22 protein-coding genes are annotated in these 21,355 nt (G+C 63.1%); 15 read left to right on the forward strand and 7 right to left on the reverse strand.

Features of this window, described 5'->3' with window-relative positions:
* Window positions 1-20 precede the first annotated feature (20 nt).
* From recA to ACN9M1_RS02560, 10 genes are all read left to right on the forward strand, one after another.
* Window positions 21-1,079, forward strand: a complete 1,059-nt coding sequence (recA, locus tag ACN9M1_RS02515) for a recombinase RecA (protein WP_426397108.1) — start codon at window positions 21-23, stop codon at window positions 1,077-1,079.
* Window positions 1,080-1,175: 96 nt separating this feature from the next.
* Complete coding sequence (recX, locus tag ACN9M1_RS02520) at window positions 1,176-1,655, forward strand: recombination regulator RecX (protein WP_426397110.1); 480 nt, start codon at window positions 1,176-1,178, stop codon at window positions 1,653-1,655.
* 287 nt (window positions 1,656-1,942) lie between these two features.
* Window positions 1,943-2,581 carry a DUF2889 domain-containing protein gene (locus ACN9M1_RS02525; RefSeq protein WP_426397112.1) on the forward strand — a complete coding sequence of 213 codons (639 nt, stop codon included), beginning with the start codon at window positions 1,943-1,945 and terminating at the stop codon, window positions 2,579-2,581.
* A gap of 78 nt (window positions 2,582-2,659) precedes the next feature.
* Window positions 2,660-3,826 (forward strand): ADP-forming succinate--CoA ligase subunit beta, encoded by a 1,167-nt coding sequence (gene sucC / locus ACN9M1_RS02530; protein ID WP_426397114.1) that lies wholly within the window; start codon window positions 2,660-2,662, stop codon window positions 3,824-3,826.
* A gap of 85 nt (window positions 3,827-3,911) precedes the next feature.
* The gene (gene sucD, locus ACN9M1_RS02535; protein ID WP_021196607.1) at window positions 3,912-4,793 is read left to right on the forward strand and encodes a succinate--CoA ligase subunit alpha; all 882 of its coding nucleotides are present in this window, start codon (window positions 3,912-3,914) and stop codon (window positions 4,791-4,793) included.
* A gap of 148 nt (window positions 4,794-4,941) precedes the next feature.
* A complete protein-coding gene (locus ACN9M1_RS02540) occupies window positions 4,942-5,637 on the forward strand; it encodes a TerC family protein (RefSeq protein WP_426397116.1) in 696 nt (231 codons plus the stop codon).
* Between the two features lie 179 nt (window positions 5,638-5,816).
* Window positions 5,817-6,395: a pilin gene (locus ACN9M1_RS02545; protein WP_426397118.1), complete on the forward strand. Its 579-nt coding sequence runs from the start codon at window positions 5,817-5,819 to the stop codon at window positions 6,393-6,395.
* 92 nt (window positions 6,396-6,487) lie between these two features.
* A complete protein-coding gene (tfpZ, locus tag ACN9M1_RS02550; RefSeq protein WP_426397119.1) occupies window positions 6,488-7,297 on the forward strand; it encodes a TfpX/TfpZ family type IV pilin accessory protein in 810 nt (269 codons plus the stop codon).
* Between the two features lie 123 nt (window positions 7,298-7,420).
* Window positions 7,421-9,154, forward strand: coding sequence for a Wzy polymerase domain-containing protein (locus ACN9M1_RS02555; RefSeq protein ID WP_426397121.1), 1,734 nt, complete (start codon window positions 7,421-7,423; stop codon window positions 9,152-9,154).
* A gap of 171 nt (window positions 9,155-9,325) precedes the next feature.
* Complete coding sequence (locus ACN9M1_RS02560) at window positions 9,326-9,847, forward strand: pilin (RefSeq protein WP_426397123.1); 522 nt, start codon at window positions 9,326-9,328, stop codon at window positions 9,845-9,847.
* Between the two features lie 60 nt (window positions 9,848-9,907).
* Here the strand turns inward: ACN9M1_RS02560 and moaC are convergent, their stop codons facing one another.
* On the reverse strand, window positions 9,908-10,384 hold the full coding sequence (moaC, locus tag ACN9M1_RS02565; protein WP_426397125.1) for a cyclic pyranopterin monophosphate synthase MoaC: 477 nt from the start codon (window positions 10,382-10,384) through the stop codon (window positions 9,908-9,910).
* Between the two features lie 105 nt (window positions 10,385-10,489).
* Between moaC and ACN9M1_RS02570 the strand changes: the two genes are divergently transcribed.
* Window positions 10,490-12,199 (forward strand): M48 family metalloprotease, encoded by a 1,710-nt coding sequence (locus ACN9M1_RS02570; RefSeq protein WP_426397127.1) that lies wholly within the window; start codon window positions 10,490-10,492, stop codon window positions 12,197-12,199.
* Window positions 12,200-12,218: 19 nt separating this feature from the next.
* On the opposite strand, the gene ACN9M1_RS02575 is transcribed toward ACN9M1_RS02570, so the two are convergent.
* From ACN9M1_RS02575 to ACN9M1_RS02595, 5 genes are read right to left on the reverse strand one after another with little or no spacing between them, the layout of a single operon-like run.
* Window positions 12,219-12,800: a DUF2946 family protein gene (locus tag ACN9M1_RS02575; RefSeq protein ID WP_426397129.1), complete on the reverse strand. Its 582-nt coding sequence runs from the start codon at window positions 12,798-12,800 to the stop codon at window positions 12,219-12,221.
* Window positions 12,793-13,884, reverse strand: coding sequence for a YheT family hydrolase (locus ACN9M1_RS02580; RefSeq protein ID WP_426397131.1), 1,092 nt, complete (start codon window positions 13,882-13,884; stop codon window positions 12,793-12,795). The genes ACN9M1_RS02575 and ACN9M1_RS02580 overlap by 8 nt, the downstream gene beginning before the upstream one ends.
* Window positions 13,885-13,918: 34 nt before the next feature.
* Complete coding sequence (locus ACN9M1_RS02585) at window positions 13,919-14,359, reverse strand: YybH family protein (protein ID WP_009239042.1); 441 nt, start codon at window positions 14,357-14,359, stop codon at window positions 13,919-13,921.
* A gap of 44 nt (window positions 14,360-14,403) precedes the next feature.
* Window positions 14,404-15,429, reverse strand: a complete 1,026-nt coding sequence (gene waaF, locus ACN9M1_RS02590) for a lipopolysaccharide heptosyltransferase II (RefSeq protein ID WP_426397132.1) — start codon at window positions 15,427-15,429, stop codon at window positions 14,404-14,406.
* A 37-nt stretch (window positions 15,430-15,466) separates the two neighbouring features.
* A complete protein-coding gene (locus ACN9M1_RS02595) occupies window positions 15,467-15,664 on the reverse strand; it encodes a zinc-finger domain-containing protein (RefSeq protein WP_426397134.1) in 198 nt (65 codons plus the stop codon).
* 348 nt (window positions 15,665-16,012) lie between these two features.
* Between ACN9M1_RS02595 and ACN9M1_RS02600 the strand changes: the two genes are divergently transcribed.
* From ACN9M1_RS02600 to rarD, 3 genes are read left to right on the forward strand one after another with little or no spacing between them, the layout of a single operon-like run.
* The gene (locus ACN9M1_RS02600; RefSeq protein ID WP_426397136.1) at window positions 16,013-16,807 is read left to right on the forward strand and encodes an AzlC family ABC transporter permease; all 795 of its coding nucleotides are present in this window, start codon (window positions 16,013-16,015) and stop codon (window positions 16,805-16,807) included.
* On the forward strand, window positions 16,804-17,127 hold the full coding sequence (locus tag ACN9M1_RS02605; RefSeq protein WP_426397138.1) for an AzlD domain-containing protein: 324 nt from the start codon (window positions 16,804-16,806) through the stop codon (window positions 17,125-17,127). The genes ACN9M1_RS02600 and ACN9M1_RS02605 overlap by 4 nt, the downstream gene beginning before the upstream one ends.
* Window positions 17,128-17,129: 2 nt before the next feature.
* Window positions 17,130-18,038 (forward strand): EamA family transporter RarD, encoded by a 909-nt coding sequence (rarD, locus tag ACN9M1_RS02610; RefSeq protein WP_426397140.1) that lies wholly within the window; start codon window positions 17,130-17,132, stop codon window positions 18,036-18,038.
* On the opposite strand, the gene ACN9M1_RS02615 is transcribed toward rarD, so the two are convergent.
* Window positions 18,024-19,919 carry a M66 family metalloprotease gene (locus ACN9M1_RS02615; RefSeq protein WP_426397142.1) on the reverse strand — a complete coding sequence of 632 codons (1,896 nt, stop codon included), beginning with the start codon at window positions 19,917-19,919 and terminating at the stop codon, window positions 18,024-18,026. The two genes, rarD and ACN9M1_RS02615, sit on opposite strands and share 15 nt — an antisense overlap.
* 179 nt (window positions 19,920-20,098) lie before the next feature.
* Between ACN9M1_RS02615 and ACN9M1_RS02620 the strand changes: the two genes are divergently transcribed.
* A complete protein-coding gene (locus ACN9M1_RS02620) occupies window positions 20,099-21,295 on the forward strand; it encodes a phosphoglycerate kinase (protein WP_426397143.1) in 1,197 nt (398 codons plus the stop codon).
* Window positions 21,296-21,355 lie beyond the last annotated feature (60 nt).

Raw genomic sequence — 21,355 nt, forward strand, 5'->3', positions numbered from 1 at the left:
AATTTGCACGAAGGACGACCATGGAAGACGGCAAGAAGGCAGCCACGATGAGCGCGGAAAAGCAGAAGGCGCTGGCTGCCGCGCTCGCGCAGATCGAAAAGCAGTTCGGCAAGGGCTCCATCATGAAGATGGGCGACGCCGAGGTGGAGCCGGTCCAGGTTGTGTCCACCGGCTCGCTGGGGCTGGACGTGGCCTTGGGCGTTGGCGGCCTGCCGCGCGGCCGCGTGATTGAAATCTACGGCCCGGAATCATCGGGTAAGACCACGCTGACGCTGCAGGTGGTGGCCGAGATGCAGAAGCTGGGCGGCACCTGCGCCTTCATCGACGCAGAACATGCGCTAGACGTCGCTTATGCTGACAAGATCGGCGTGAGCGTGCCGGATCTGCTGATTTCCCAGCCGGACACGGGTGAACAGGCTCTGGAAATTGCCGACGCGCTGGTGCGCTCGGGCTCGGTCGACCTGATCGTCATCGACTCGGTGGCCGCTCTGGTGCCGAAGGCCGAAATCGAAGGTGAAATGGGCGACGCGCTGCCCGGCCTGCAAGCCCGCCTGATGAGCCAGGCACTGCGTAAGCTGACCGGCACCATCAAGAAGACCAACTGCATGGTCATCTTCATCAACCAGATCCGTATGAAGATCGGCGTGATGTTCGGCTCGCCGGAAACCACCACGGGCGGTAACGCGCTCAAGTTCTACGCCTCGGTGCGCCTGGATATCCGCCGCATCGGTTCGATCAAGAAGGGCGACGACGTGGTCGGCAACGAAACCAAGGTCAAGGTCGTCAAGAACAAGGTGGCGCCGCCGTTCCGTGAAGCCATCTTCGACATCCTTTACGGCCAGGGCGTATCGCGTGAAGGCGAAATCATCGACCTGGGCGTGGAAGCCAAGGTGGTCGAGAAGTCCGGCGCTTGGTACAGCTACGGCGGCGAGCGCGTCGGCCAAGGCCGCGACAACTGCCGCGAATACCTGCGCGAGAACCCCGATTTGGCGCGCGAGATCGAGAACAAGGTCCGCGAAGCACTGGGCGTGACGCCGATGGACGCCGTCGTGGTGGCCGAGGAAGTCGGCGAAGAGTAATTGGGTTGGCCGTCGGCGCAGATCGGCGGCTCTATCGAGCTTCATACGCCTGCCGTCCCCCAACGGCGGGCGTTTTTTCTTTGGGCGTGAAAGCGTATGCCGTTGCCCCGTCAACCGTTGTCGCTCAAGGCGCGTGCGCTGGGCTATTTGTCCCGGCGCGAGCACAGCCGGGCGGAACTGCGCCGCAAGCTGGCGCCGCATGCCGAATCTGCGGAAGAAGTGGACGCGTTGCTGGATTGGCTGGAGGGTGAGAACTGGCTCTCCAACACGCGCTTTGCCGAAAGCGTCGTACACCGCCGCGCTGGCCGCTACGGCACTGCACGGCTGATGCAGGAACTGAAAACGCATCACCTCAGCGAAGAGACACTGGGCGAGGTCAAGGTTCAACTGCAGAGCACCGAGGCCGCCCGGGCCAAGGCGTTGTGGAACAAGCGCTTCGGCCGGCCACCTGCTGACCTGGCCGAGCGTGCCAAGCAGGTCCGCTACATGATGGCGCGTGGGTTCTCGCGTTCCGTGGTGTCACGCATCATCTCCGGGGCCGATGAGCTGCTGGGCGACGGTGACGATCCTGCGTGAACGTCGCCGATCTCGCGACAATCTGCGCGGACAATCCGCGGGCGTGCCGATTCTGCGGCTTGCATGGTTTGGGCTTGTTGCGGCCGTTCTGCTGCCGCATTGCAGCAACGGACCCGGTTCGGTCGTAACGACGTGTTAAAATCCAAGGCTTCGATATCGTCCTACACCACAGTGGCAGGGCGATTGTGTTCGTGAGTGGTGGCGAATGCGCTGCTACGCACGTTCTGCAGGTGTTGCGCGACGCATTTGCGCGCCTCCTTCATCGGTCCTATCGGTCTGTCTGGTTCATGCCTTTGTCCGCCCCCGTCCCGCGCGCCATGCGTCACCGCCGTGCCATCACGGTGGAGGCCTATTTGCGGGAAGACGGTCTGTGGGACATCGAAGCGCGCCTGACGGATACCAAGCCCCGAGACATTCCGCTCGCCAGCGGCGGCGTCCGCCCGGAAGGCGAACCGCTGCACGACCTCTGGCTGCGCGTGACCATCGACACCCGCATGAATGTCGTCGACGCCGAAGCGTGCTCCGACTGGGTGCCGTACCCCACGCATTGCGACACGATCGGCCCGGCCTACCGCAAGCTCATCGGCCTGAACCTGATGAAGGGTTTTCGAAAGGCTTCACGTGAGAGACTCGGCGGCGTGGCGGGCTGTACGCACCTGACCGAGCTGTGCGGTGTGCTGCCGACCGCTGCCATCCAGGCCTTTGCGGGCGACGTCTTTCCGGTGCGCGACAACTCCGACGATCACCGGCCGATCGAGCCCGGCGAACAGCCGCCTTACCAACTCCACGGCTGCCATGCCCTGCATTTCGAGGGCGAGGTGGTCCGCAAGCATTATCCGCGCTGGTATGCGTATCAACCCAAAAGCCAGCCCGAACCCAAGATCCAACCGCCACCCATCGAGCTGTCGCCCGAGCCCTCGTCCTGAAGGACGTTGCGCTGCTCGCGCGCTTTTTTCGATCCTTAACATTCATCACACTCACTCTGCCTAGCAAAGGAAACACGCATGAATATCCATGAGTACCAAGGCAAGGAAATCCTGCGCAAATACAATGTGCCGGTTCCGCGCGGCATTCCGGCCTTCTCGGTCGACGAGGCCATCAAGGCTGCTGAAACCCTGGGCGGCCCGGTGTGGGTCGTGAAGGCACAGATTCATGCGGGTGGCCGTGGCAAGGGCGGCGGCGTGAAGGTTGCCAAGAGCATGGACCAGGTCAAGGAATACGCCAGCAGCATCCTGGGTATGACCCTGGTGACGCACCAGACCGGTCCGGAAGGCAAGCTGGTCAAGCGCCTGCTGATCGAAGAAGGCGCGGACATCAAGAAGGAACTGTACGTGTCGCTGGTGGTGGACCGTGTGTCGCAGAAGGTCGCGCTGATGGCCTCGAGCGAAGGCGGCATGGACATCGAAGAAGTTGCCGAATCGCACCCGGAAAAGATCCACACCCTGATCATCGAACCGTCGACCGGCCTGACCGACGCTGACGCTGACGACATCGCCCGCAAGATCGGCGTGCCGGACGCTTCGATCGCGCAAGCCCGCCAAGCCCTGCAAGGCCTGTACAAGGCATTCTGGGAAACCGACGCTTCGCAAGCTGAAATCAACCCGCTGATCCTGACCGGCGACGGCAAGGTCATCGCGCTGGACGCCAAGTTCAACTTCGACTCGAACGCGCTGTTCCGTCACCCGGAAATCGTGGCGTACCGCGATCTGGATGAAGAAGATCCGGCTGAAATCGAAGCCTCGAAGTTCGACTTGGCGTACATCTCGCTGGACGGCAACATCGGTTGCCTGGTGAACGGCGCCGGCCTGGCCATGGCCACGATGGACACCATCAAGCTGTTCGGCGGCGAGCCGGCCAACTTCCTCGACGTTGGCGGCGGTGCCACCACCGAGAAGGTGACCGAAGCCTTCAAGCTGATGCTGAAGAACCCGGACGTGAAGGCCATCCTGGTCAACATCTTCGGCGGCATCATGCGTTGCGACGTGATCGCTGAAGGCGTGATCGCTGCGGCGAAGGCTGTGTCGCTGTCGGTGCCGCTGGTTGTGCGCATGAAGGGCACGAACGAAGACCTCGGCAAGAAGATGCTGGCTGACTCGGGTCTGCCCATCATCGCCGCTGACACGATGGCAGAGGCCGCCGAGAAGGTCGTGGCCGCAGCCGCCGGCAAGTAAGCCGCCCGCTGACCCAACCATACGCGAACGCGAGCGGCGCCCGTTGAACATGACGGCGCGGCTCGCTGCATAAAAGGATTACAGCATGTCGATTCTGATCAACAAAGACACCAAGGTCATCACCCAGGGGATCACCGGTAAGACCGGCCAGTTCCACACCCGCGGCTGCCGCGACTACGCCAACGGCAAGGCCGCCTTCGTGGCCGGCGTGAACCCGAAGAAGGCCGGCGAAGATTTCGAAGGCATTCCCATCTACGCAACCGTCAAGGATGCGAAGGCACAAACCGGCGCAACCGTGTCGGTGATCTACGTGCCGCCCGCAGGCGCCGCTGACGCCATCTGGGAAGCCGTTGAGGCCGAGCTGGATCTGGTGGTTTGCATCACCGAAGGCATCCCCGTGCGCGACATGATGATGGTCAAGGACAAGATGCGTAAGGCTGGCAGCAAGACGCTGCTGCTGGGCCCGAACTGCCCGGGCCTGATCACGCCGGACGAAATCAAGATCGGCATCATGCCGGGTCACATCCATCGCAAGGGCCGCATCGGCGTGGTGTCGCGCTCGGGCACGCTGACGTACGAAGCCGTGGGCCAGCTCACCGCACTGGGTCTGGGCCAATCGTCGGCAGTCGGTATCGGCGGCGACCCGATCAACGGTCTGAAGCACATCGACGTGATGAAGATGTTCAACGACGATCCGGAAACGGACGCCGTGGTCATGATCGGTGAGATCGGCGGTCCGGACGAAGCCAACGCGGCTTACTGGATCAAGGACAACATGAAGAAGCCGGTGGTTGGCTTTATCGCTGGCGTGACCGCGCCTCCGGGCAAGCGCATGGGCCACGCCGGCGCGCTGATCTCGGGCGGTGCCGACACCGCGCAAGCCAAGCTGGACATCATGGAAGAGTGCGGCATCAAGACCACCAAGAACCCGTCGGAAATGGCGCGTCTGCTCAAGGCGATGCTGTAATCAGCAAGGTTTGAGGTTGTGCGAGAACGGGGGCTTCGGCTCCCGTTTTTGTTTGTGCGCGAGGCTCGTCGATGATGCAACGTGCGACCTCGGCGCGACATGTGTATAAGCAGATCATCCCTCCCATAAGAACGGCTTCAGGAACACTATGGCGCTCACCTCAAGCGCATTCTGGTTCGCACTCGGCTCCATCATTCTGACCAACGTGGTGCTGTCGGGCGACAACGCGGTCGTCATTGCCCTGGCAGCGCGCAATTTGCCCAAGCGCCAGCAGAAGCAGGCCATTTTCTGGGGCAGCGCCGGCGCGATCGTATTGCGCATCGTGCTGACCATCCTGGCTGTCAAGCTGCTGGCGTTGCCGTACCTGAAGACGGTCGGCGCGGTGTTGCTGGTCTACATCGGCGTGAAGCTGCTGGCCGAAGCAGAAGAGGAGGCCGCGAATCACCACCAGCGCGACGGCTTGTGGCCCGCGATTCAGACCATCTTGATTGCTGATTTGGTGATGTCGCTGGATAACGTCGTCGCCGTGGCGGCTGCCGCAGAGAAGGGGCCGCCGGGAACGACGTTTTTGCTGCTGGTGCTGGGGCTCGGGCTGTCGGTGCCGTTCATCGTCTTTGGCAGCACGCTGCTGGTGGGCGTGATGGCTCGGTTTCCGGTGATCGTGACGTTGGGGGCGGCGTTGCTGGGGTATCTGGCGGGGGATATGTTGGTGACGGATCCGGTGGATGCGGCTTGGTTTGAGGGTGCGGTGCCGTATGCGGATGTGGTGGTCGGCGTTTTGGGCGCGCTGCTTGTGGTGGCGCTGGGTCGATGGTTGAGCCGGCGGGCGTTGCGGCACGTGTAAGTGATCTATGCGGCGCAAATTGACGAACTTCGTCAATTGGTGTCAAAACGTGTCACAGTCTGTCACGTTGCTCATACGAACCGCGTCAGCTTTTCGCTGACAAGCACGGTTTTTCGGCTGGCACGGTCCATGCTCTATCTCCTCCGCATCATCTTTAACCAAACAATCCGGGGGATTTCATGAAGTCGATGCGACTCAACAAGCGTGTCCAGAAGGGTTTCACGCTGATCGAACTGATGATCGTGGTCGCGATCATCGGTATTCTGGCTGCCATCGCGCTGCCGGCTTATCAGGATTACACCATCCGTACGAAATTGACGGAAGGCCTGGCTCTGGCGGAATCCGCGAAGACAACTCTGGCTTCCGATGGCGTTGCGTCGTTGCAAGACATGGGCAACGCCACGGGTACGTGGAATCTTCAAAACGGTGGTCTCGGCGCAACTTCCAAGTATGTGACTTCGGTTTTGTTCCCTGCCGTGGCCGCGGGCGCAGCAGCGACGGTTAACCCTGTTATTACCGTTACGTATAACGCCGCGGCTGCAGGTGTCGCGGCTAACCAGAACACGATTACGCTGACTCCTTGGATTCGGAATACTGCTGCTGGTCAAACCGCTTTCGCGGCTGTGCAGGCGGGTGCCACCGGTGTTCTTGACTGGGGTTGCGCATCCCAAACCAGCGCCGCAGCTGCGGCAAACGGTATTACTATTGCAACGCCTGGCACGGTGCTGGCTAAGTATGCGCCGGCTCAATGCCGTTAATTGGATCGGTTGCTAATAGTTAGGCTATTAGAGGAAAAGGACTCTAGGAAACTGGAGTCCTTTTTTCGTTTTTGAATTGATATTCACCGAGAATGGGTCGATTTGAAAAGCCAGTAATACGCTCCTGGATTTACCATGCACGAGTGCAAGCGGCAGCCAAGGCAGCACTAATCCATCTTGGCCTGAGTCTTGTCGTGGCAGCGCTGACTGCGGCAACGATGTTCGGCCTATGGTTTCCCTACCCCTACCGTGACGTTGCGGGCGGTCAGCATCTCTTTTGGATTGTGGTCGGCGTTGATGTTGTTTGTGGCCCGCTGCTCACCAGTGTTCTGTTCAATCCTGTGAAGTCTCGCCGAGAGTTGACGCTAGATCTATCACTAGTGGCATTGATCCAGCTAGCGGCGCTGCTGTATGGCCTTCACAGCGTCACCTTGGCGCGCCCTGTGGTCGTGGCTTTTGAAACCGATCGATTGGTCGCAGTTTCTGCAACGGATATCAACGCCAGCGATTTGCCGCAGGCGCCTGCTGAATTTCAGAGGCTCTCCTGGACCGGCCCTGTTCTTCTAGGAACGCGCACGCCAAAAAACGGGGAAGAGACCTTGAAAAGCATCGAGCTGTCGATGCAAGGCATTGAACCGAGCGCGCGTCCAGGCTGGTGGCAAAGTTACGAAGAAAGTCGGCCCGTTGTTCGCCAACGCATGAAGCCGCTCACCGCACTGCGCTCCAAGCTGCCCTCTGCCAAGCAAGCCGTTGTTGACGAGTCCGCAAGCAAAACGGGCATCCCCATCGATCAACTGTATTACCTGCCGCTTGTCAGCCAAAAGCAACTGGATACGTGGATCGCGTTGCTCGACGCGCAAGGCACGATCAAGGGCTATGCGCCCGTAGGCGGTTTTGACTGAACGCGTTCGGTCCGGCCGCAAACACTGGTGTGGCGAACGGCCCCTAAGCTAAACTAGCCCGCCTAGCAAGAGCGCCTTCGGGCGCTCTTTTCGTTTTCAGCATCTTCGCAGTCCATCTCACCGATGCGCCGATTCTCCGTTTTGCTCTTGCCAGTCTGGCTAGCCCTGGGGGCGTGCTGGGTGTTGCCTTTCCTGGTCGCGCCACATACCTATCCCATCCCCACGTTCTATTCGGAGTGGGTGGCAGCCGCATGCTGGATCGCGCTGGGGGTGGCGGTGTTGGGCGCCACGTGCGGCCAAGTCGTTGGCCTGCCGAGAGCCGCGCTTGCGCCATTGGCGTTGATTGCAGTGTTGATCCTGCAACTGGCGATTGCGCCGCCGCTCAATCCATTCTTCTCTTCCGGAGCCATCGCGGCGTTGCTGGCGGCTGCCGTCATCTGCGGGCTAGGCGCGCGGTGCCGCGATCTGCCGGGTGTGTTGGATGCCCTTGCGGTCGCCGTTACCATTGGCGGCCTGCTGACAGTGGCGATTGAGCTGGTGCAGGTGTTCCGCGTGCCAAACCTGCCGGAGCCCTTCTTCTCAATGACCCCGACCGGCAGTGCGCGGCGCATGTGGGGCAATCTGAATCAACCCAATCACGTCGGTACGTATCTCGCGTTTGGACTGGCGGCGTGTCTCTTTCTGGGTCAGCGCCACCGGAAGTGGCTCGGTCCGCTGACCGTCGCCGTGCTCGCCTTGCTGCTGGGCATGGCATTGACGTTCTCGCGGGTGACGTGGATCCACATTGCGGTGGTCGGGCTGTTGGCCGGCATACCGCTTGCAGCAGAAGCGCGAGGCCGTGCTTGGCGAATCCGATTGCTTGCACTCTGCGGCCCCGTGCTGTTGCTTGCGCTGGCGTACCAAAGCTGGGGCGGGTTGATCTCGCTCGCTAATGGCGCTTGGGCGCTCGACTTGCCTGGTTCCATGGGACAGCGTATGCAGGAGGGCGTCGGCCTGCGCCCGCTGCTCTGGAAGCATGCTTGGCACATCTTCCTCGCGCACCCGTGGCTCGGCGGCGGCTGGGGTGACTACGCATGGAATCAATACGTGCAAACCGACACGGTCGGCCAGGTCGAGATGTCGATGAATGCCCACAACATCGTGCTCGACCTATTGGCAAAGGCGGGCGTGGCCGGTTTACTGGCGGTTTTGATTCCGCTTGCGTGGTGGGCGTTCGGCTTGCTTAAGCGACTGCGGTCTCCGGAGGTGGCATTCCTGTCCGCCGTGATTGCCGTGATGGTTGTGCACTCGCTGCTGGAGTACCCGCTTCACTACGTGTTTTTTCTGTTTCCGTTTGCCTTCGTTCTGGGCTTGCTCGACAACAAGACGCTACGGTTTCCTTCGCCACCTGTCGCCTGGGGGTTCTCGGGGGTGATCGTTGTTTTGGGGGCGGTGCTTCTTGTTCGTCTATGGGCGGATTACCGTGTGCTCGAACGGCTCTATTTCGTGCCGGGCACGCGTATCGAATCGGCATGGCACCCAGGCGGCCCCGTGTTGCTCACCCCTTACGCAACACTGGTCACGGCCATGAACGCGTCTGTCACCGAACAAACAGCGCCCTCGCTGGTGAAGCTTGAGCGGCAGGCGGTGCAGTTCTACCCCGCATCCTCGACGATCCAGCGGTATGCACTGGCGCTTGCGTTTGAAGGTAAGAATGGAGAAGCCGTCATTCAGGTCCGACGCCTTCACAATCACTACTGGACGGATTTCGCTGCGCAAAGTGCCTTGCTGAGCCAGACTTGCCAGCGCAACGTTGGCGGCTTAAAGAATTTCTGTTCGCGTCTAAAATCTGAAAAACTTCTCGCTAGCGCAGAATGAAAGGGAATTCAATGTAAATTTTCTGAATTTAAGCGCGAGATTGATTTTTAAGAACTGGATTATGCGCTGGTAAAAATTGGTTGTCTGATATCTATATTGCAAGGTTGTCCACTAATCTCGCTTCACTTCGGGTTTCCGAGTGAATCGAAATCATAAATTGTGGAGAAATCTATGCGAGTTCAATATCGAAGCAACCATCAGCGCCAGCGCGGCTTCACCCTCATCGAGCTGATGATCGTGGTTGCTATTGTTGGCATCCTGGCGGCAGTGGCGGTGCCGGCGTATCAGGACTATGTTGCGCGCTCGCGCGTAACAGAGGGCTTGGCATTGGCTGCTACAGCCAAAACGGCCGTAGCTGAAAACGCTCTTGCTGGGGCCGTCTTGGATCAAGGCTACGATGTGGCAAACTCGGCTACACGAAATGTAACCAGCATTGCGATTGATCAGACTACCGGTGAGATTCTAATTACCTATGCGCCAAATGTGGCGGCGGCAGGCTCCAACACTCTGATTCTGAAGCCAACTGCCAGCCGCGCGGCCTTGGTGGGGACAACGACCAGCAGCACTCGGCCTGTCGGCCCGATCCGCTGGGATTGCTACGCAGCGGGCGTGACAACGCGCGATGGAGTCACCGATCTACCAGCGATAGCAGCAACACTGCCGGGAAATATTGCGCCGGCAGATTGCCGATAGTCAGACCCTAGGGAATGTAAAGAAGAACGCCTCACTGGCGTTCTTTTTCTGTTTGCCGCATCACCCCGCCACCCACTCCCCCGACTTCCCCCCCCGCTTCTCCACCAACCGCACATCCCCAATCACCATCCCCCGATCCACGGCTTTGCACATGTCATAGATGGTGAGCAGCCCGACTTGAACAGCCGTCAACGCCTCCATCTCCACCCCAGTCTGCCCGCGCGTCTCAGCCCGAACCGTACAGCGGACAGTGCTCGCTGCCTCATCCAGCGCAAAATCAACCGCCACCTTGGTCAACGCCAACGGATGGCATAGCGGAATCAAATCCGACGTCCGCTTGGACCCCTGAATCGCTGCAATCCGCGCGATCCCCAGCACATCGCCTTTTTTTGCGGTGCCATCGCGTACCAGTGCAAACGTCTCGGGCAACATGCGGATCGTGCCCGTCGCCACGGCCACGCGGTGCGTGACGGCCTTGTCGCCGACGTCGACCATATGGGCTTGTCCGGCGGAATCGAAATGGGTGAGTTGCGACATGGGTGACAGCGCGATTTGCGGAGCAGAGTGCGAAGCGTTTTATGATAGCAAGCACCCGGCTCGCGGCGATGTCGTCGCGCTGATTCCGCACTCCCTGCTTTCCGTATGACGCTTTCCATTTTTCGGCCGCGCGTTTGCAAGCTGACGGCTGCTGTGTTGTTGTCGACGTGGCTCGCGCCGCTGCCGTTGCCTGTGTTGGCCCAAGCAGCGGCTTCGGCGCCGGCGGCTTCGATGCCTCCGGATTTGGGTTCCGCAGCAGCGGCTGACCAGGTGCAAAGCAACCTGAACCGCAGCGTGCAGATCGGTCGTCAATCGCCGTATCTGCAGAAGGATCCGATCGTCATTGATGCGCCGACGTATGAGTTGCCCGATATGGGGGACCCATCCACGGCGGCGCTGTCGCCGGAGACGGAGCGCCGCCTGGGCGACCGGGTGATGCGTCAGATTCGCCGGGACCCGGACTACATACCCGACCCGCTGCTGACCGATTACCTCAACGGCATTGGCTACAAGCTGATCGAGGCGGCGCGCCGGCAGCACGTCGCGGGCAGCACGTCGGCGTCGGCGTCAAGCTTTGAGTTGTTTGCGGTGCGCGATCCAGGCATCAACGCGTTTGCGTTGCCGGGCGGTTATATCGGCGTGAATACGGGCACGCTGGTGGCCACGGATAGCGAATCGGAGCTGGCTTCGGTGCTCGGCCACGAAATCGGCCACGTGCTGCAGCGGCATATTGCGCGCGGCATCGACAAGTCGGGCGAGTCGATGTGGATTGCGCTGGCGTCCATTCTGCTTGCCGGGCTGGCGGCCACGAAGAGCGGGGATGCCGCACAGGCCCTGGCGATTGGCGGCCAGGCGGCGGCGGTGTCGAACCAGTTGGCGTTCTCGCGCAGCGCTGAGCGGGAGGCGGACCGCGTCGGCTTCACGCTGCTCACTGGTGCCGGCTACAACCCGGACGGCATGCCGGACTTCTTCCGCCGTCTGCAGCGTGTGACTAACATTGCCGACACGGGCGTGATTCCCGGCTATGCGCGCACCCACCCGCTGACCGGCGAGCGCATTGCCGACATGGAAGATCGCGCGCGTGGCCTGCCGCATCCACGTCAGCCCCATCGGCCGGAATTCGGTTTTGCCAAGGCGCGCGCCCGTGTGTTGCAGGAGACGTCCACGAGCGCTTATCTCGATGTGCGCAATGCGATGCGCTCGCAGTTGACGTCGGCGCCAGATGCGCCGGTCGAGAAGCGTGCTGCACTGTGGTACGGCGTCGCGGTCGCCAATCAACTGGCGGGGCGGCTGGATGAGGCGGATCAGGCGTTGCTGGAAGCGCGTCGCTTGTACGGCAACATCCCGGGCATCACATCGGGCAGTGCGGATTTAGACGTGACGGCGATCGAGCTGGCGCGCGCCCGCAGTCGCACGCCGGAGGCCATGACGCTTGCGCGCGCGGCGCTGACGGCCTATCCGCTCTCACGCGCGGTCGGTATCACCTACGCGCAGACGTTGCTCGCAGCCGGCCGCACGAACGATGCGATTCCGTATCTGAAGGACAAGGCCCGCGAAGACACCACGCAATCGATCTGGTGGGACATGCTGGCCCGCGCGTATGCCGATCAGGGCAAGCGCGTCGAGCAGCACCGCGCGCTGGCCGAGAAGTACGCGCGCGATGGCGCCTGGGGTTCTGCGGTCGAGCAGCTCAAACTCGCGCGTGATGCGGGGGATGCGGATTTCTACACGCTCTCAGAGGTCGACGCGCGTCTGCATCAGATGGAGCGGCAGTACAAGGAAGAGAAGGTGGAGGAGAAAGCGCTGCCGAAGTAGGGCGCCGAAGTTGGGCGCGTTACGCGGCCGGGTGCGGCACGAACCGATAGCGCCGCGCAACTTCCGTGCTGCGGATGGGCTCGATGTCGAACCGATGCGCGCCGACGGTGAGCGTGCCCAGCGCAGCGCCGCACGCCTCTCCATGCCACTGCGCCAGTGCGGAAAACGGCTCCAGGTCGTGATCGTGCAGGACGGCGATCGTTTCTTCCGCGTCGCGCCCGGCCACGTGCCCAGCGAGCAGGACATTGCCACGCTCATCGGCAAAGCAGCCTGTGGGGACAAAAGCGGCACCCGTTGTGGTTGCGAAGGCGTGCGCTTTGCCGTCGGGCATCAGTCGCACGATCCACGGTGTGTAGTCGAGTTCGACAAACACACGTTGCGGCCCGTTCTGAAAGAACCAGCGTCCCGCATCGTCATGCGCGTAGTTGCGGACGATGAAGTCGACCAACGGTGCATGCCGGATCGGATCACCCGACAGCTTGTTGGCCTGTGCAAACTCGTTGCGCATGCGCCATTGGCCACGACGGTCCAGCGCGAGCCAGCCGAAGCAATCCGGCACGTTGGGCCACTTGGCCATGGCCTGGCGAACGACGTCATCCATGGGCATCTTCTTCGTGCGGTGCGCGGCCGAGCACGTCGTCAAAGTACCGCAGCACGCGCGCGGGCATCCAGTCGACGCGGCCGGCAAGGTGGCGCAAGCCCGCGTCATGTCGCAGCAGAAAGCCGACGTGGCCACCATGCAGCGGCTGGTCGAGCACGATGTCGGGCGACACATCTGCGGGACCTGGCAAGTGCTGGCCCGGCAGGAACGGATCGTTGCGCGCGTTCAGCACCAGCGTGGGCACGCGCACGTCGTGCAGCACGGGCTTGGACGACGCGCGGGTCCAGTAGTCGAGCACATCGCGAAAACCATGCAGCGGCGCGGTGACGAGGTTGTCGAACTCGCCGAGGTTGCGCGTGGCGAGCATCGCAGCGCGGTCGTACAGGCCCGGATGCTGATCGAGCTTGGCGCTGGCTTTGAGCTTAAGCGTGCGCAGGAACATGCGCGTGTAGACCATGTTGAAGCCCTTGGACAGCGCGGCGCCACCGGCCCGCATGTCCAGCGGTGCGGACACGGTTGCCGCGGCGCTCACGCAACGTGCGTCGATGCCGCGTTCGCCCAGATAACGCAGCAGCGCATTGCCACCCAGCGAGATGCCCACGGCCAGCAGCTTGCGCCCTTGCGGCACGCAGTGCTCGTGATACAGGCGCTCAAGAATCCAGCCGATCTCCGCGCCATCGCCGCAGTGGTACATGCGCGGGGCGAGATTCATCTCGCCGGAGCAGCCGCGAAAGTGCGGAATCACGCCAGCCCAACGGCGCGCACGCAGGGCGTCCATGAGCAACCGCGCGTAGTGACTGCGTGAGTCGCCTTCCAGCCCATGGAACATAACGACGAGCGGCGCATGCGCGTCCGCATCATGCGTGGCCCAGTCGAGGTCGATGAAGTCGTGGTCGGGGGTGGTCCAGCGCTCGCGCCGGTACGTGATGCGCGGAAAGCGCCACAGGCGCGCCGGCACGATGGTCTGTGCATTGCCGCCGATCAGCCACCACGGCGAGCGGAAGGCATGCGGCTCGAACGGCCCCGCGAGCAGGGCGCCAAGGTTCAGATCAACAGGGGCGGCGTGGCGAAGCGGATGCATCATCAAACGGTACGGCGGCCACGCCAGTGCGGCGGGCTTAGTGGAGCGAGTGCGTGACGCTGGCGATGGAGGCGGCCACGCGTTCTTCAGCGGCTTGGCTGGAATGCACGTGGGCGATGCGCCAGCCTTCGTGGTTCTGCATCAGCACGTAAGTCGTGTGCACGTACAGGTCGGCCTCGGTGGCGGTGGCCGAGAAGCGCAGCGCTTCCGTCGCCTCGAAAATCGACACGCCCAGCGACGAATGCACCTGCTGGCTGAGGCATTCGATCCACACCGGGTTCTTCTCGACCAGCGCATCGAGGCAGCCGCGCAGTTGCTCGTGGCCGTGCAGGCGCTGGCCGTCGGGCAGGATGAAGCTCACGGAATCTTCGTCCAGCCACAGCTTGAGCGCACCGTCGGCATCGCGGCGCTTGAGCGCATCGCGATAGGCTTCGAGGATGTCCTCGGCGGCTTCGAACAGGCGGGCAAATCGTGGCATGGCGGGCGAAGGTTGGGGGGAGGGGTGCGCTGTGGTTACTGTGGTTACTGCGGTTGCAGCAGCCGGCGCAATTCATGAAACACCATCTCGGGGCCGATGTCGCGCAGGCAGCGCAGGTGGCCCAGCGGGCATTCGCGTGCAAAACACGGGCTGCACTCCAGATGGAGCCACATGATACTCGCAGCGGGCGACAGCGGCGGCGTGTGGCGCGGGTCGCTGGAGCCGAACACCGCCACCTGCGGGCGCCCCAGGGCAGCGGTGACGTGCATCAGGCCCGAGTCGTTGCAGATGGCGGCTTCGGAGCGCGCGAGCAGGTCGATCGCCTCATCCAGCGAGGTCTCGCCGCAGAGATTGCGCACGAACGGCGCGCGCTCGACGATCGCATCGGCCATTTCGCGGTCCTTGCCGGAGCCGAGCGTGATGATCTGCGCGTACGGGAACGAGCGGCGCAGCATCTGCGCGAGTTCGGCAAAGTGCTCGGCGGGCCAGCGCTTGGCGGGGCCGTATTCCGCACCCGGGCAGAAAGCGATGAGCCGCGCATTGCCGGCAATGCCGAATTTGGCCGAGGTGGCGGCCACGCGCTGCACGTCCACATTCAGCTTGGGATCGGGCAGCGTGTCGGGCAGCTTGGCGCCGGGCTTGAAGGCCAGCGCCGCGTAGTGCTGCACCATCGGCGGACGCTCGCTCTTGGGCGGATTGGGGTAGCGCACGTTCAGCACGCCCAGGCGCGATTCGCCCTTGTAGCCAATGCGCAGCGGAATGCCGGCCAGCCACGGGATCAGCGCGCTCTTGAACGAGTTCGGCAGCACGTAGGCCGCATCGAACGTCTCGTTTTTGAGCTGCTGGGCGAACATCGTGCGGCTGCCCAGCTGCAGCTTGCCGTGCGCGAGTTCGGTGGGCAGCACGCGCGCGATTTCCGGCATGCGGGCGAGCACGGGCGCCACCCACTTCGGGGCGATGGCGTGAATCTGCGCGCGCGGGTGCCGCGCCTTGATCTGCGCAAACAGGGGCTGCGCCATCAGCGCGTCGCCGATCCAGTTGGGGGCGACTACCAGGATCTTGCGCATCATCAACTCGCCTGATCGGCGTACAGCGGGTGAATCGGGCTCAATGGTGGCCCTTCAGTTCGACGCCGGCAGCCAGCTTGTAGACGGTGCCGCAGTACGGGCATTTGGCTTCGCCCGTATCGGCGATGTCGAGGAACACGCGCGGGTGGTAGTTCCAGGTCGGCGTCTTGGCGGTCGGGCAGTGCAGCGGCAGGTCGTCTGCGCCGATTTCGATCGTGGGTGCGGTTTGCGTGGTCATGATGAGGTGAGAAATGCCGACAGGGTCTGGCCAGGGCCAGCCATGTCTTGTTATGCGGCAGGCTCAAATGCTGGCAAAGCTGAAATTGTAAGGGGTGGGGGCGGGCGCGCCAACGCCGATTGTTGCGGCGCGTGGTGGCGCGCATGAATAGCGGGCGTGATGTTGTATCCCCGTCGTCGTCCGTGGGGCGTTAAGCAGACACTTAATACAAAAAGTATAATCGCATGTTTCCTGCGAGCCACCCATGTCGCTCCCGACGTCCCCGCGCTGCTTTGCGTATTCCGGCGCTGCCGGCAGCCTCTGGCCGGTCCATTTAAAAGAGATGCATTCGCCGCTTTCGAGGTCAGCATGGCGCTAGCCCGCTGGCGCGCCGCGTTGCAACAGCGCTGGCAAGCCTTCGACCCCGCCGAGCGCGACGGCTTCCTGGCCGGCGTGCGGGCCTACACGCCGTCGACGGTGCCGGTGTTTGCCTGGGGCCTGGTGACGGGCGTGGCGATGAGCAAGTCCGTGCTGACCTTGCCGCAGGCGATCGGCATGTCGCTGCTGGTGTATGCCGGGTCGTCGCAATTGGCGGTGCTGCCGCTGCTGGCGGCCGGGCTGCCGATCTGGACGGCGCTGCTGACGGCGTTCATCGTTAATGTGCGCTTCATCATTTTCAGCGCGGGGCTGATGCAGCATTTCGGCCATCTGCCGTTCGTGCGGCGGGTGGTGTTGGGCGTGTTCAACGGCGATCTGCCGTTTGTGATGTTCACCCAGCGGTATCCGTCGGCCGCGCCGCAAGCGGGCAAGGAGGGCTACTACTGGGGCTTGGTCCTGCTCAATTTCGTGGCCTGGCAGGCGTCGTCCATTCTGGGCATCGTTGCGGCGAGCCTGTTTCCTGATGCGTGGGGCCTGGCATTGGCCGGGACGCTGGCGCTCATTCCTGTCATGGTGTCGACCATTCGTGGCCGTGCCGCGCTGATGGCGGTGGCCGTGGCGGCGGTGCTGGCGCTGATCGCCTTCAAGCTGCCGTATCGATTGAGCCTCGTGATTGCCGTCACCGGCGCGATGGCCGCCGGCCTGGCGGCCGATGAGGCTGCTGCGCGCCTGCAATGGCAGCGCCGTCGTGCCGCGGTGGTCCCCACCCCGGAGGATGACGCATGAGCGCGCTGGAAATCTGGCTGGTCATCATCGGCATGACGGTGGTCACCGTGTTCACGCGCTCGCTGTTTCTGGCGGTGGGCAACCGCCTGACGCTACCCACGCGCCTGCAGCACGCGCTGCGCTTTGCGCCGGCTGCGGCGCTCATCGCCATCGTGCTGCCCGATCTGCTCTGGAACCACGGCCACTTTGATGCGAGCTGGACCAACCCGCGCCTGATGGCGGGCATTGTCGCGACCGTGTTCTACGTGGTGACGCGCCGCATGCTGGGTATGGTCGTCGTCGGCATGGCGGTGTTCACTGTGCTGCGCCTCTGGGGATGATGATGTCGGGCTCGACTTCCACGCGCAACGGCGCCATCTTCGCGTTTCTGGCCTACACGATGTGGGGCCTGTTTCCGCTGTACTTCAAGCTGCTCAAGGCGGTGTCGCCGGTGGAGATCCTCTCGCACCGGGTGATCTGGTCATTGGCGGTGATGGTGGTGATTCTGCTCGCCAAACGCCATTGGGCGTGGCTGTGGGCGTTGCGCAAGCAGCCGCGCGTGGTGGGCCGCTATGCGGTAAGCACGCTCCTGCTGGCCGCCAACTGGCTGACGTACATCTGGGCCGTCAACCATGACCATGTGATCGACGCCAGCCTCGGTTACTTCATCAACCCACTGGTGGTCGTGATGCTGGCGTTGCTGGTGCTGGGCGAGCGCTTGCGGCCGGTGCAGTGGATGTCCGTGGCGCTGGCCGCCTGCGGGGTGGCCTGGCTGACGTGGCAGGCCGGGACGTTGCCGTGGATTGCGCTGGCGCTGGCGTTTTCGTTTGGGCTGTATGGCTTGTTGCGCAAGACCTCGCCGCTGGGCGCGCTGGAAGGCCTGACGCTGGAGACACTGCTGCTGTTTCCGCTGGCGCTGGGCTATCTGGGCTGGCTGGCTTCGCAGCACCAGAACGCGTTCCTGGCCGCATCGTCGGGGATGCAACTGCTGCTGGCGCTGGCCGGCCCGCTGACGGCGCTGCCGTTGTTGCTGTTCGGCGCGGGCGCACGGCGCATTCCCTTGTCGCTGCTGGGCCTGCTGCAGTACGTCAGCCCCACGCTGCAACTGCTGCTGGGCGTGTGGCTCTACAACGAGCCGTTCGCCGGTCCGAAGGTCGCCGGCTACGTGCTGATCTGGGTGGGGCTGGCGCTTTACAGCGCAGAGGGCGCGCTGCGTTTGCAGCGGCGCCCTCAGGTGTTACCGGCTAAGTAGCACCGTGGGCGTGGCGGGCAGGCCGTTCCACGCCATCGGCGTATCCAGCAACTCCACCTTGGTGATGGCCTTGTCGCCTGGCACGTTGATCGTCCACAGCTTGAAGCTGTCGCCACTGGTGGGGTCGGTTGTGCTCGCGGCGGGCGTGCCCGTCGGTGCGAACCATGGACGGAAGCCGCCTTGCAGCACCCGCGTGATCTGCGAGTTGTCGGCGTAGGTCACGCGTACGGTGTAATCGCAGCCGCTGGCGTGGCAGTACCACGCATAGGTGCCGGTGTTGGGCACGATGGCGGCGCGGTCGGCGGTGCTGGCCGGGTCAAACGTCTGGATCAGGTTGCCGGTGAACGACAGCGGCGGATAGATCTGCGAGACCCCCGCCGTGCCCGCGCGGCTGAGGGTGATGGCGATGGCGTAGACCGGCACGTTGCTCAGCGTCGGCAGATTCTGATTGATGCCGTACAGGCCGTTGCTGGTGGTTGCGGGCGTGTAGGCGACGCGCGCCTGGGTGGTCGTATTCCACTGGCTGTAACCGGTGGGCGAGGCCGCGTCGACCAGGATGCGGCCCTGCAGCCAAGCCTGCATTTTCCCCGTATTGAAATCCGAGAACGTCGCGAACTTGTAGCCCGGCGATTGATCGCCCGCGCCCCCCTGCATTGGGTCTTGCTTGATGCAGCGACCAGCGGAGTCGATCTGGTGGCCGCCCGCGCAATTGGTATAGCTGCTGGCCGTGGTCGGCGCGCGGATATCGAGGAACTGGTTCTTGTTCGGGTCATAACCCCACACCGAGCCCGTCAGGCTGCCGCCTGCATACGGATACGTGCCGGCGGTGTAGGCATCGCCGGCGTGCGGCAGGCCAAACGCGTGGCCTTGCTCGTGGATGAAGACACCGGTGTAGTTCTGGTCGCCCACGCCCGCGCTGCCACCTCCCAGGCCACCGCCGAGCGACACCGGCCGGTTCGTCACCGGATCCACCGGCAGGATCGGCGCGTAGTACTGGTTGTTGGTCGGCCCTTCACCATTGGCATTGCGCAGGCTCTGAATGAGGCTGAGCACGGCGCTCATCACCGCATAGCCTTCTTTCTGCTGGCTCATGGCCGTGACCACGTAGGCGGGCTGTGCAACGTTGGCGCTGTCTGTACGGGGTGCAATGACGATGCTGGGCCACGACACGCGCCCGATCGGATGATTCACCGCCGTCAAGGCGGAGACCGGCCACTTGGCGAAGATTTCCTGCTGCGTAGCCGCGTCCGGCGTCTTGACCGTCGACAGCGGCGTCGTGTTCGAATCGTTCGCGCCAAACAGATAGAACGGCAGCACGCGCAGCGTGATGTCGGCGTTCGTGCCGAAGCTCGGCGTGTGGCTCGTGCTGGCGCTGTAGTTGGCCGCGGACACGCGGAACGACGTGCCGGGCACCATCCAAGCGGCGGGCACAGTCACGCTCCAGCGGTCGGTTGCGTAAGCGCGGCCATTGGATTCGGTGGGCGGCAGGGCGGATGGCGCATTCAGTACCAGGCTGCCGACCAGCGCCCCGTTGCGCCAGGCTTCCAGCTTGGGTTGCTGCACATCCGCTTGGCCGATCGACACCAGGGCCAAGGCCCCGCGATTAGCCGTGAGTTGCAGCGTGCCCGTGGTGTTGGGCAGCGTCCAGGTGAGGCCGCCCTCGGGCAGTACGTGCGTTTGCGCAAATTCGAGCTTGTTGAGCGTGAGCGGGCCGGCAGCCGGTGTCGTCGGCGCGCCAGGGGTGCCGGTCGATCCACCGTCCGGCAAGGTGCTCGATGTGGTGCTGGTGGCCCCTCCATCGCCGCCGCCGCACGCGGTCAGCAACAGGGTCGTCAAGGCGGCCGCCAGCGTGGTGCGGCCCAGGATTGGCACTAGGCTCATGGAAAACTCCCGACGTATTTATGTTTGTTTGTGCGCACATTCTAACTTTGTGGAGGATTGTGAAGATGGGCGCGCTCCCCTATTCAGGGGACTCGGGGTTTCGCTCGTCCGTTTTACGGCAAGGAGGCCAGAGTGATCGGGTAAAATCGTCGTTTTCCGTGATTCCTTCCGTTGCTGCCATGCCTCACGTCCTGCGTCTGTCCGATCTCATCTCCGAAGGCAAGCTTGCCGGCAAGCGTGTGTTTATCCGCGCTGATCTGAACGTGCCGCAAGACGATGCCGGCAACATCACCGAAGACACCCGTATCCGCGCCTCCGTACCGGCCATTCAGGCCGCCCTGGGTGCCGGTGCGGCCGTGATGGTCACCTCGCACCTGGGCCGCCCGACCGAGGGCGAATTCAAGCCGGAAGACTCGCTGGCACCGGTGGCCAAACGCTTGGCCGAGTTGCTGGGCCGTGATGTGAAGCTGGTGCAGAACTGGGTCGATGGCGTGGATGTGGCACCCGGCCAGGTCGTGCTGCTGGAAAACTGCCGCGTCAACAAGGGCGAGAAGAAGAACAGCGACGAACTGGCCCAGAAGATGGCCAAGCTGTGCGATGTCTACGTCAACGACGCTTTCGGCACCGCCCACCGCGCGGAAGCCACCACCCACGGCATCGCCAAGTTCGCCCCGATCGCCTGCGCCGGCCCGCTGCTGGCCGCTGAGCTGGATGCGCTGGGCAAGGCGCTGGGCCAGCCCAAGCGTCCGCTGGTCGCCATCGTGGCCGGCTCCAAGGTGTCGACCAAGCTGACCATCCTCAAATCGCTGGCCGACAAGGTGGACAACTTGATCGTCGGTGGCGGCATTGCCAACACGTTCATGCTGGCTGCGGGCCTGAAGATCGGCAAATCGCTGGCCGAGCCGGATCTGCTGGGCGACGCCAAGACCATCATCGACCTGATGGCTGCACGCGGTGCTTCGGTGCCCATTCCCGTGGATGTGGTCTGCGCCAAGGAATTCAGCGCCACCGCCGCTGCCACCGTCAAGGATGTGGCAGACGTGGCGGACGACGACATGATTCTCGACATCGGCCCGAAGACGGCCGCACAACTGGCTGACCAATTGAAGGCTGCCGGCACGATCGTGTGGAATGGCCCGGTTGGCGTGTTCGAATTCGACCAGTTCGGCAATGGCACCAAGGTGCTGGCCGAGGCGATTGCGGCTTCGTCGGGCTTCTCCATTGCGGGTGGTGGTGACACGCTGGCTGCCATCGCCAAGTACAACATCGCCGACAAGGTGGGCTATATCTCCACCGGCGGCGGTGCGTTCCTGGAATTCCTGGAAGGCAAGACGCTGCCGGCCGTGGAAATCCTGGAGCAGCGCGCCAAGGACTGATCGCGCTCACTGCTTCGCTTCGCGTCATCTAACAACAAACACCAACGAGACACCGCCGCC

Origin of the sequence: Ralstonia sp. R-29 (genome assembly GCF_049913345.1) — a bacterium.
Lineage (GTDB): Bacteria > Pseudomonadota > Gammaproteobacteria > Burkholderiales > Burkholderiaceae > Ralstonia.